Genomic DNA, 11,150 nt, shown 5'->3' with positions numbered 1-11,150 from the left:
CGGTAACATTCCGAACCCGGAAGCTAAGCCTTTCAGCGCCGATGGTACTGCATGGGGGACCGTGTGGGAGAGTAGGACGCCGCCGAACAAATTTTGATGAAAGCCCCGGTGGGAACTTCGGTTCCTACCGGGGCTTTCTGCATTTCCCGGTAAAACAGGCGAAGGCTTTTACGCCAGGCGCCCCAGGTCATCCCGCACCACCTGTCCCAGCAGCGGCTCTCCCCGCACCAGCCGGGCTACTTCCTCCACGGCGAACGCGCCCAGCCGCCGGGCCTCGCTGCCCTGCGCGCCCGCGATATGCGGAGTCACCAGAACATTCGGCAGCGACAACAACCGGTGCCCCGCCGGCAGCGGCTCCGGATCGGTGACATCCAGAAATGCACCGAGCCGGCCCGCGGCGCACTCACGGGTGAGCGCCTCCGTATCGACGAGCGAACCCCGCGCCGTATTGATGACCGTGCCACCGTCCCGGATGAGCGCCAACTGCCCCGCGCCCAGCAGATGCCGGGTCTCGGGCGTCTCCGGAGCATGCACCGTGACGATGTCCGCCGACCGGCACAGATCCGCCGCGGACACGGACTCGGCGCCCAGGGCGGCCGCCTCGGCGGCCGATACGTACGGGTCGTGCAGCAGGATCCGGAAACCGGCCGCGGAAGCCCGCAGCCCGGCCATGACGCGCCGTCCGACCCGTGAGGCACCGATCACCCCGATCGTGCGGGAATCCGCGCCCTGCCGGTCACGGAAGGCCGGCCAGCCGCTCGCGTAGGCCGCGGCCGTCGGCAGAGCGCCCTTCGCGGCGAACACGATCGCGGCCAGCGTGAAATCGGCGACCGGACCCGCGTTGACATCGGCCGCGGAGGAAACAACGATCCCCCGGCCCCAAACCGCTTCGGTCACCAACGACTTCACCGACCCCGCGGCATGGACCACGGCCCACAGCCGCGGAGCTGCCCCCAGCACGTCCTCCGTCAGCGCCGGGCACCCCCACCCGGTGAGGAGAATGCCCGCCCCGCCGAGCGCCACCCGCGCCTCCGGCGTCGTCAGCGGCCCCGTGAACACCCCGGGAAACGGCTCAGCGCACTCCCCCAGACGCGTCCGCAATTCCGCGGGCAGAACGGCCGCGGCCGCGTCGGCCCCCATGGCCACCACCACGACCGCCGACCGCTCACCGTCCACGTGCGGCCCATGCCCGGGCCGGGTGGGACGAAACGCCTTGGCCCCCACCATGCCGTGAGTGATCATCAGCGGATGGAGAGCACCAGCAGACCCGTACGAGCCTCCCGGAGACACGCCGCGACGCTTCCGCTCCGCCCCCTGAAGGCGGGTTTCCGCAGGTTCCGTTCGGCCGGTCCCTTCGCCGTCGACGCCCTGATCACCGTGCTGGTCCAGGCCGCCGTGACCATTCCCTTCGTCGTGCCCCGTGCCCCCGACGTGCCGCCCGCCACCTGGCCCTCCTACGGGATGACGACGCTCGCCGTCGTGCCCCTGCTGTGGCGCACCAGGGCCCCGCTGCTGTCACTGTTTTCGATCACGGTCGCCGGGCTCGCGTACCTGCCGATGGACGGCCCCGGCCAGCCGCTGCCCTACAACCCATTGGTGGCGCTCTTCACCGTCGCCGCCCAGGCCGGGGTGTGGCAGCGCCGGGTCACCCTTTGCCTGGGCCTGCCGCTGATCGTCGTCAGCACCGCATTGCACACCAATACGGCACGGGAGTACCTGTCCTCGTTCTTCCTCTTCGGCATGGTGTACGCGCTGGGGGTGCTGGCGCGCACCCGGCAGGCGTACACGAAGGCCGTGGAGGCGCGGGCCGCGGAGCTGGAGCGGGCACAGCAGGCGGAGGCGGAGCGGGCCGCCGAGCGGGAACGCGCCCGCATCGCCCGGGAGATGCACGACATCCTCTCGCACGCCGTGAGCCTGATGATCGTTCAGGCGGAGGCCGGGCCGCTCGTCGTCCGGTCCGATCCCGACCGCGCGGAGCAGGCGTTCGACGCGATCGCGGAAGCGGGCCGCGACTCCATGGTGCAGCTGCGGCGGATGCTCGGCGTCCTCAAGGACGGTCCGGACGCCACCCGCAGCCCGCAGCCGACCTTGTCCGGCCTCGACGCCCTGGTCGCCGAGGTCCGGCGCACCGGCCTGGATGTCCGGCTCCGAAGGGAAGGGCAGGTGCGGCAGCTCGCGCCGGATGCCCAGGTGACCGTCTACCGGGTGGTGCAGGAGGCGCTGACCAACGTCATCAAGCACGCCCGCGCGCAGACCGTGTCCGTCCGGCTGCTGTGGCGGCCGGACGGCCTCACCGTGACGGTGGTCGACGACGGTACCGGCGGGCGCGGGGGCCCGGGCGGCGATGGGCGGGGCCTGGTCGGAATCAGGGAACGCGCCGCCGCCCACGGCGGGCGGGCCTCGGCCGGCCCGCTCCCGGACGGGCGCGGGTACCGCGTTGCCCTGGAACTGCCGGACATGGTCTGCTCAGCGGCGGAGGTGGCGAGTTGACGATCCGTGTGGTGGTGGCGGACGACCAGGAGCTGGTGCGGGGCGGCTTCGCGATGATTCTGGGCGCCCAGCCGGACATCGAAGTCGTCGCGGAGGCGGGGGACGGCGCCGAAGCGGTCGAGGCGGTGCGACGGCACGCGCCCGACGTGGTGCTGCTCGACATCCGGATGCCGCGGATGGACGGCATCGAGGCGGCCCGGACGGTGTGCGCGGAGACGGCCTGCAAGGCCATCATGCTCACGACCTTCGACCAGGACGACTACGTGTACGAGGCGCTGCACGCCGGTGCGAGCGGCTTCCTCCTCAAGGACGTGCGCCGCGCCGATCTGGTGCACGCGGTGAGGGTGGTCGTCGCCGGCGATTCGCTGCTCGCCCCTTCGGTGGCCCGGCGGCTGGTCGCCGACTGCACCCGGCGCGGAGCGTCCGCCGCGGGGGTGGACGCCCGGCTCGGTGTGCTCACCGCGCGGGAGCGGGAGACGCTCGTCCTGCTGGGGCGGGGGCTGTCGAACGCGGAGATCGCGGCCGCGCTGGTGGTGAGCGAGCACACGGTGAAGTCCCATGTGAGCAACGTGCTGTCGAAACTGGGGCTGCGGGACCGGATCCAGGCGGTCATCTGCGCGTACGAGACCGGGCTCATCGCGCCCGGCGTCCCGGACGGGACTCCCTCGCGCGAGGGAGTCTGAAGCCCGCGGAAACCCCTCGCGTCGGCGATCCGCCGGGCGGCGCGGCTCACCAGGATGGGAGGGCGCCGGGAGCGCTCACGCCGACCATCGGAGGAACCGTCATGTACGTCAGCCGCGCGGGCATCGCCGTCACCGTGGCCGTAGCCGCGTCCATAGCCATGGGAACGGCCGGGGGAGGAGCCGCCGCGACCGCCGCCCCTCGGGGGCACACCGTCTGCCGGACGGCCCCGGCCGCCGAGCTCGTGCAGCAGGCGATCAGCGGCCTGCCCGCGGCCGACGCGACCGGCGCACAGGTCCGCATGGGCGGCAGCGGCGGGTGCCGGCAGGGCACCGCGGGCGTGGCCGACCGCCGCACGGGCCGGGCGCCCAGGGGCGACGGGCGCTTCCGCGCCGGGAGCGTCACCAAGGCGTTCACGGCGGCCGTCACTCTCCAGCTCGTCCACGAGGGCAAGGTGCGCTTGGACGGGACGGTTCAGCAGTACCTCCCCGGGCTGCTGCCGACGCGCTACCCGGACATCAAGGTCGAGCAACTGCTGAACTACACCAGCGGCCTGCCGACCGTTCCCGTAGAGGGCGGCTTCGACGAGCACCGGTACACGACGTGGGGCCACCGCGAGCTGGTGCGGCGCAGTGTCACGGCGGACATGATGTTCACCCCCGGATCGAGACAGCACTACTCCAACATCGGCTACAACGTGCTGGGGCTGCTGATCGAGAAGGTCACCGGACGCTCGTACGAACAAGAGGTACGGGACCGCGTCATCAAGCCCAACGGCCTCAAGGGGACCTACAGCCCCGGCAATGACCCGAAGATCCACGGTCGGCACACACGCGGCTATCAGCTGGAGAAGAACCGGCTGGTGGACGTGACGGAGTGGAGCCAGTCGGGCACCTGGGCCTCGGGAGATCTCGTCAGCACCACGGCGGACCTGGAGCGCTTCATGACCGCCCTCTTCGGCGGCCGGATCGTGCCCGAGCCGGAGCTGAAGCTGATGTTCACGACACCGGCCGTCCCCGCCTACGACGTGACCGACCCCGCCAACGAGAAGAAGAAAGCCGTGTACTCCAGCGGGCTGACCCTGCTGGGGACGGTGGACGGGGCCGAGGTGTGGGGCAAGACCGGCAGCCGCTACGGCTACCTCGCGGGCTTCGCCGCCACGCGCGACCTCTCCCGCACCCTCACCTACTCCGTCAACGCGACCGAGGCCAAGGCCGAGAAGCCCAACCCCACGATGGTCCGGATCGCGACCGCCTTCGGCCTGCGGCCGGCGCAGTGAGGACGGCCGGCCGGAGGCTCGCCACGGGTCAGGGCGTCAGAGCGCGGTGGGGCCAGCGGGTGCGGGCCTGTTCCTGCGAGCGCATCAGGGCGTAGGCCGGGAGGCCCTGGTCCGGGCCGTCCGTGAGCAGCTCCGGGAGGGTGGGGAGCGGGGCCACGGCGGCCACGTCGTCCAGGACGAAGGTGAGTGGTGGGTCGAGCCGACCGGAAGATGACCCTTCGGCCATGCCCCGGCCGCGCTCGACCACGCTTGAGACGAGTGCGGTCAGCAGAGGCATCGTGCCCGGGGCGGCCCGGGGATCCTCAATCGCCTCACCCATCACGTAGAGCGTTCCCCCTTCGGCGATGAATGATTCCCACGCGAGGGAATCGGCTCGATTCGGGTTGCACGCGTCCCGCACATGGAGGGACGCGAGGGCGCGCAGCGCGCGGGCCGTGAGCTCCTGTGCCATGTCGCGCCGCTCCGGGTGTCCGGTGAGCGCCGATTCCAGTTCGCCCGCCGAGCCGCCGGCCGCCTTGGGGTGGGTGCGCAGGATCCGTACGGGCTCGTGCGCCGCCGCCCCTTGGGCCCAGCGGTGTACCTGGCGGAACGGGCGGCCGTCCACGGCGGCGGCGTGCAGCCAGCAGCGCAGGAGGGTTTCCGCGGTGTCGGCCGTGGCCGAGTCCAGGGCGCTCAGGGGGCGTACGGGAGCGAGCAGCGCGGTGGCGCGCGCCGCTGCCGTGTCGCGGGACGCGCAACCGGTCGTGGGGGACCAGCGCAACCGGGCCGGGGTGTCGAGGAGGTGGCCCGGGTCGAAGACGTGGACGGGGCCCAGCTTGGCGCGGGAGTCCTTGGTGTCGGCCCACAGGGCCGGGTCGCTGGTGGTGACCAGGACCGGGCCGGCCGCTTCGAGGACGGCGCGCAGGGCGGTGTCGCCGCGGTCGGCGCCGTAGACGACGCGCGGGGTGACGGGGGCGCGGGGAGCCGGCACGGCGGCCGCGGCGGGGGGCTGTGGCACGGCCGGGGGCGCGGTGGGCGGGGGCGCCGCCGCCTCGTGCCCGGCATGCGCGGCCTGATCGGCATGCGCGGCCCGGTCGGCCTCCCAGGAGGCCCGGCGGGCCGCCAGCCGTTCCTCCTTGCGCCGGGCCCGAACGGCCCGCCAGCGCAGCAGCGTGCCGATGACGAACACCGCGAGGACGATGAAGACGAGGATCTCGCTGACGAGGATGCCCCAGAACAGCCCCGGTCTCGCGAGGGCGCCGGGTGCGGTGGCCGGCCAGGCCGCGGCCATGTCGGCCGGCTGGGTCGCCAGGTGCCGCATGGCGGCGGGCGTCCGCCCGAGGGTGACGCCGTCCGGCAGGGAGCCGTGCGCCAGGAGCGCCGCGAAACCCGTCGTCACCCACACCAGCAGCGTCAGCACCAGCACGGCGACGATGCCGCCGAGCAGCAGCACATCAGGATTGCCGCGTTCGGGTCGCTCGTCGGCTATGGAACGCGAACGGGCCACCGGTCAGGCCACCGTCGACTCGGAGGAGCCGAAGGCCCCGTCGGCCAGGTGGACCTCCATCGCGGCGGCCGCGCGCTCGGCCGCCGCCGCCTCGTCCGCGAGCTCGCGGGCCAGGTCGTCGCCGTCCTCGGTCATGGCGCGGTCGGTGTAGACCAGCGGGCGTTCGACATCGGTGATGAGGTGCTTGACGACCTGGACGTTGCCGTTGACGTCCCAGACGGCGATGCCGGGCGTCAGGGTCGGGATGATCTCGACGGCCCACCGCGGCAGGCCCAGGACCAGGCCCGTCGCCCGGGCCTCGTCGGCCTTCTGGGCGTAGATCGTCCGGGTGGAGGCCATCTTGAGGATGGCGGCCGCCTCCCGTGCCGCCGCCCCGTCGACCACGTCGGACAGGTGGTGGACCACTGCCACGAACGACAGGCCGAGCCGGCGGCCGAACTTCAGCAGCCGCTGGAACAGCTGGGCGACGAACGGGGAGTTGATGATGTGCCACGCCTCTTCGACCAGGAAGATCCGCTTCTTGCGGTCGGGGCGGATCCAGGTGTGCTCCAGCCAGACGCCCACGATCGCCATCAGGATGGGCATGGCGATGGAGTTGCGGTCGATGTGGGAGAGGTCGAAGACGATCAGTGGGGCGTCGAGGTCGATGCCCGCCGTGGTCGGCCCGTCGAACATGCCCTGGAGGTCGCCGTCGACCAGCCGGTCCAGGACCAGGGCGACGTCCAGGCCCCAGGCCCGTACGTCGTCTATGTCGACATTCATCGACTCCGCGGACTCGGCCTCCGGGTGCCGGAGCTGCTCGACGATGTCGGTCAGCACCGGCTGCCGGTCGAGGATGGTCTCGTTCACGTACGCGTGCGCCACCTTGAGCGCGAAGCCCGACCGCTCGTCCAGGCCGCGGCCCATCGCGACCTCGATGATCGTGCGGAGCAGGGCCAGCTGACCCGTCGTCGTGATCGAGGGGTCCAGCGGGTTGAGCCGGATGCCGCCGTTGCGGGCGGCCGTGGGGTCCAGGCGGATGGGGGTTATTCCGAGCTGCTGGGCGATGAGGTTCCACTCGCCGACGCCGTCCTCGCCCTGGGCGTCGAGGACGACGACCTGCCGGTCGCGGAAGCGCAGCTGCCGCAGGACGTACGTCTTCTCCAGGGCGGACTTGCCGTTGCCGGACTCGCCGAGGACCAGCCAGTGCGGGGCCGGCAACTGCTGCCCGTACAGCTGGAAGGGGTCGTAGATGTACCCCTTTCCGGAGTACACCTCACGGCCGATGATCACACCCGAGTCGCCGAGGCCGGGCGCCGCGGTCGGGAGGTAGACGGCCTGCGCCTGGCCGGTGGAGGTCCGGACGGGCAGCCGGGTCGTCTCCACCTTCCCGAACAGGAAGCTCGTGAAGGACTCGGTCAGAGCGGCGAGCGGATCGAGCACGGCACTGCCCCTATCGTCGGATGCCGGTCGCGAACGGCAGCGTGTTGACGAAGGCCCGGTGGTGCTCGCGGTCGCACCACTCCAGCTTGAGATAGCTCTTGCCGGCCGCGGCTCTTATGGTCCGCTTGTCGCGCGCGAGCGCCTCGGGCGAGCGCGACGACACGGTGATGTACCCGACGAGGTTCACCCCGGCCGCGCCGCTGGCGAGGTCCTCGCCGCGCTGGTCGACCCGGGAGTGGTGGGCGACGTCCCGGGGGTCGACGACCCGGTTCATCTTGGCGGCGCGCGAGGCGTCGGCGTCGTCGTTCGTCTTCTCGGTCAGCATCCGCTCGATGGCCACGTCGGTCGGCTCCAGGTCCATGCAGACCGCGACCGTCCGGATCACGTCCGGGGTGTGGACGAGCAGGGGGGCGAGGAAGTTGACGCCCACGGGCGTCATCGGCCACTCCTTCACCCACGCGGTGGAGTGGCACCAGGGGGCGCGTGTTGACGACTCGCGGGTCTTGGCCTGGAGGTAGTTCGGCTCCATGGCGTCCAGCTCGGCCGGCCAGGCGTTCCGCTGCGTCATCGCCTGGATGTGGTCGATGGGGTGGTCCGGGTCGTACATGGAGTGCACGAGCGACGCCAGCCGCCCCTGGCCCAGCGGCTGCCGCACCCGGATGTCGGCCTCGGCGAGCCGGGCGCAGATGTCGGTCAGCTCGCGCGCCATGACGACGGCCAGGCCGCCGTCGCGGTCCAGCTTCCGCTTGCCGCCGTCGTGCCGGGAGGCGCGGGCGATGGCCTGCGCCTCGGAGGCCAGCTCACGGGTGTAGTGCATGCAGGCGACCAGGTAGGCGCGGTGCTGCTCCGAGGAGGTGGACACCATCGACTGCAGCTGGTCGTAGGAGTCCTTCAGCCACTGCGGCGACTTGCCGTCACCGCGCCGCTCGACGTCCTTGGCGTGCGCGTCGGGGTCGGCGGGGAGCGTCCGGGCCAGTATCTGCAGGCGGGTGACGTAGCCGTCCCCGTTGGCGACGTGCTTGAGGAGCGTCCCGAACCGGTCGACCAGGGCCTCCTGGTCCTCGGAGTCGCGCAGGCCGACACCCGGCCCCTCGATCTCGATCGCGGCCGTGACGGTACGGCGGTCGGCGTGCAGCAGCACGGCGATCTCGTCCGGCCCGAAGGGCGCCGACAGCCAGCTGATCCGCCCGATGCCCGGCGGCGGGCCGACCTCGACCTCGCGCCCGTCCAGGCGCGTACCGGCCTCGGAGGCCGTCGAACGGTAGGTGGTGCCGCGGCGGAGCGTGCGCTTGTACGTGCGGTTGATCTCGAACCACTTGTAGAACGTGCGGCCCTTGTACGGGATGTACACGGCCGCGAGCGCCAGCAGCGGGAAGCCGGTGAGGGACAGGATCCGCAGGGGCAGGACGGGCACCAGGAGGCCGCTCATCATGCCGAGGAAGGCCCCGGCGATGATCAGCGCGATCTCGCCGGTCTCCCGGTTCTTGCCGACGACCGCGTTGGGGCGGGCGCGGCCGATCAGATACGTCCGGCGGGCCGCGACCGGCTGGGACTGGGCCTGGATCGTCAACTCCGCTCACCTCCTGGCGAATTGCTGCGGTTCTGTGCGCGGGGCGCGGGGACGCCGGGCTTGGCGCTTCCGCCACCGCCGTCCGCGCGGGCCGGGGCGCGCGTGCTGTGGGCGGCGACGCCTCCCGAGACGGAGTGGGTGGGGCGGCTCTGGCCGTTGCCGCCGCCACCACCCTGGCCGCCGCGGGCGGAGTGGGTGGTGATGCCCTGCTTGACGAGGGCGGCCGGTGAGGAGATCACGGCGGCGGACTGGCGGGACGCCGCGTCCTTGCTCGCCCCGCGGGTGCTGACGATCTCGTCGCCGAACCCGGGGACGAAGCGGTAGATCATCGCGCTGGCGAAGATGGCGAGGATGATGATCGCGAGCCCCGACACGACGGCGGAGAAGGAGTTCGGGCCCTTGTCACCGGACAGGGCGCCGGCCAGGCCCAGCACGATCATGATGATCGGCTTGACCAGGAGCACCGCGATCATGATGCCTGCCCAGCGGCGGACGTGCCCCCACATGTTCTTGTCGACCAGCCCCGCGTAGACGGCGGTGCCGAGCAGCGCCCCCGCGTAGAGCAGGGCGGCCCGGATCACCAGCTCCAGCCACAGGACGCCGGCGGCGAGCACGGAGACGAGGGACACCACGATCAGCATGATCGGGCCGCCCCCTATGTCGTCCCCCTTCTTCAGGGCGTCAGCGAAGGCGGTGAAGAACGCCTCGTTGTCCGCGTTGGTGCCCTTGGAGATGACTTCCGTGACGGCGTCGGTGGCCGAGACGAGCGTATAGAGCACCAGCGGGGTGAAGGCGGAGGCCAGCACGGTCAGCCACAGGAACCCGATGGCCTCGGTCAGCGCCTCGGTGAACGGCACGCCGCGCACGGCGCGCTTGGCGACGGCGAGCAGCCACAGGACGAGGGTCAGGATGGTGGAGGCGGCGAAGACGACGGCGTACTGACGGAGGAAGGTGCCGTTGGTGAAGTCGACGTTGCTGGTGGCGTGGACGGCCTTGGAGAGCTGCCGGATGATCCAGGAGGCGGCGTCGGCACAGCCTTTTGCCAGGGAGACGGCGGGGTCTAAGGGGGTTTGGGTGTCGGGGGTGGGGGCCGACGGGCTCTTCTCGCCGTCCTTGCCCTGGCAGTAGCTCTTTGCCAGCCCCACGATGAGCTCGCACGGATCCTTGCCCTGGCTCACGCTCGGTGAAGGCGAGGGGGCGCCGGAAGGCGCTGTCGACGGCGTCGGCGCAGGGGTAGGTGTCGGCGACGGTGCCGCGGCGGCCTTCGAGGCCAGCGTGAGCACCGCCAACTGGGCGGACACCAGTGCCGCCGTGATCGAGAGGCCACGGTGACGGCGGCTACCTGGCATAAGTGAACCCTCCGTACCCGTTGACGGCGTTGGTGATCTCGTCGGCTGCCGAGGCGCGAACATCACCGCTGATGGGCGCCGGCCCCTGCTTCTGCTGGGAGGAAGCGATCTTCCAGTCGTCGTTCACCCAGTGAAGCTTCTGCGTGATGGTGAACCAGGTCTGAGTGACCGGTTTCGTCGAACCCTGCCCGGCCAGCCCCACCATGCCCGTGCACCAGACCTCGACCGTGGCCTCGGTGTCGCTGTAGGAGGCGGCCTTTGTCCCGACCGGGATCGTGCGCGAGATAAAGGTCAGACCTTTGGGAGCCTTGCCGTCCGCGCCGAGCCCGACGTTCTGGAAGAAGTTCGGGCTGTATGCCTTGTCCAGCTCCCGTTGGAGGGCCGGTGCGGCATCGGCCGTATAGACGGTGTCCACGATCGCGTGACGCGACTCCGTCTTGAACATCCCGTCCCCGCCGAGCGCCACCGCGAAGTTCGCCGCCGCGGACTGCGCCCCCTGCTCCGTACGGGCGAACCCGGTGGCGATTCCCCCCGCCTTCCCGTCCACAGGTCTCGTCCCCGTCGGCGCGGTCGGCTGCGCACTCGCCCCTCCGCCCCCACCCGCCTCATCCGATGCGGAATCGCCGCCTCCTCTATTCGCGAAGGCGATCGCCGCGATGAGGAGCACGATCACACCGACGACCGTGACCAGATTCCGGCTGGACAGCGGGCGGCCGCCGCGCCGGGACGGGTGCGACTCGCCCTCGCCCTCCGGCAGGCGGGTGCGCGTCAGGTGGCGGTCCCCGCCGTAGTCGCGGTGGTCACCACCCGGACGCCCGGTGTCCTGGCCGTTGCCGTAGCCGTCGTCTCCGAGGCTCATCGCGCGCACGTCCC

General features: G+C 71.7%; 9 protein-coding genes and 1 rRNA gene. 4 read left to right on the top strand and 6 right to left on the bottom strand.

Annotated features, from left to right (window positions below):
- Positions 1-88: ribosomal RNA gene (gene rrf, locus ABZ951_RS21925) — 5S ribosomal RNA — on the top strand; the annotation flags it as partial.
- Between the two features lie 80 nt (positions 89-168).
- On the opposite strand, the gene ABZ951_RS21920 is transcribed toward rrf, so the two are convergent.
- A complete protein-coding gene (locus tag ABZ951_RS21920; protein ID WP_344098111.1) occupies positions 169-1,227 on the bottom strand; it encodes a hydroxyacid dehydrogenase in 1,059 nt (352 codons plus the stop codon).
- 21 nt (positions 1,228-1,248) lie between these two features.
- Between ABZ951_RS21920 and ABZ951_RS21915 the strand changes: the two genes are divergently transcribed.
- From ABZ951_RS21915 to ABZ951_RS21905, 3 genes are all read left to right on the top strand, one after another.
- Entirely contained in the window at positions 1,249-2,490 is a 1,242-nt protein-coding gene (locus ABZ951_RS21915) for a histidine kinase (RefSeq protein ID WP_344098109.1), read from the top strand.
- A complete protein-coding gene (locus ABZ951_RS21910) occupies positions 2,487-3,173 on the top strand; it encodes a response regulator transcription factor (RefSeq protein WP_344098107.1) in 687 nt (228 codons plus the stop codon). Before ABZ951_RS21915 ends, ABZ951_RS21910 begins: the two co-directional genes overlap by 4 nt.
- Positions 3,174-3,274: 101 nt before the next feature.
- On the top strand, positions 3,275-4,450 hold the full coding sequence (locus ABZ951_RS21905) for a serine hydrolase domain-containing protein (protein ID WP_344098106.1): 1,176 nt from the start codon (positions 3,275-3,277) through the stop codon (positions 4,448-4,450).
- A 28-nt stretch (positions 4,451-4,478) separates the two neighbouring features.
- On the opposite strand, the gene ABZ951_RS21900 is transcribed toward ABZ951_RS21905, so the two are convergent.
- The 5 genes from ABZ951_RS21900 to ABZ951_RS21880 are packed head-to-tail and all read right to left on the bottom strand — an operon-like array spanning position 4,479 to position 11,136.
- Positions 4,479-5,936, bottom strand: a complete 1,458-nt coding sequence (locus ABZ951_RS21900; protein ID WP_361280495.1) for a type VI secretion protein — start codon at positions 5,934-5,936, stop codon at positions 4,479-4,481.
- Positions 5,937-5,939: 3 nt separating this feature from the next.
- Complete coding sequence (locus ABZ951_RS21895; protein WP_344098012.1) at positions 5,940-7,358, bottom strand: ATP-binding protein; 1,419 nt, start codon at positions 7,356-7,358, stop codon at positions 5,940-5,942.
- Positions 7,359-7,368: 10 nt separating this feature from the next.
- Positions 7,369-8,922: an SCO6880 family protein gene (locus tag ABZ951_RS21890; protein ID WP_344098017.1), complete on the bottom strand. Its 1,554-nt coding sequence runs from the start codon at positions 8,920-8,922 to the stop codon at positions 7,369-7,371.
- 2 nt (positions 8,923-8,924) lie between these two features.
- Positions 8,925-10,277 (bottom strand): hypothetical protein, encoded by a 1,353-nt coding sequence (locus tag ABZ951_RS21885; protein ID WP_344098013.1) that lies wholly within the window; start codon positions 10,275-10,277, stop codon positions 8,925-8,927.
- Entirely contained in the window at positions 10,267-11,136 is an 870-nt protein-coding gene (locus tag ABZ951_RS21880; protein ID WP_344098014.1) for a hypothetical protein, read from the bottom strand. The genes ABZ951_RS21885 and ABZ951_RS21880 overlap by 11 nt, the downstream gene beginning before the upstream one ends.
- Positions 11,137-11,150 lie beyond the last annotated feature (14 nt).

Source organism: Streptomyces sp. NPDC046215 (genome assembly GCF_040646215.1).
In the GTDB taxonomy this organism is placed as follows: Bacteria; Actinomycetota; Actinomycetes; order Streptomycetales; family Streptomycetaceae; genus Streptomyces; species Streptomyces stramineus.
The sequence above is the reverse complement of the archived record's forward strand: the minus strand, read 5'-3'. Positions and strand labels throughout refer to the sequence as shown.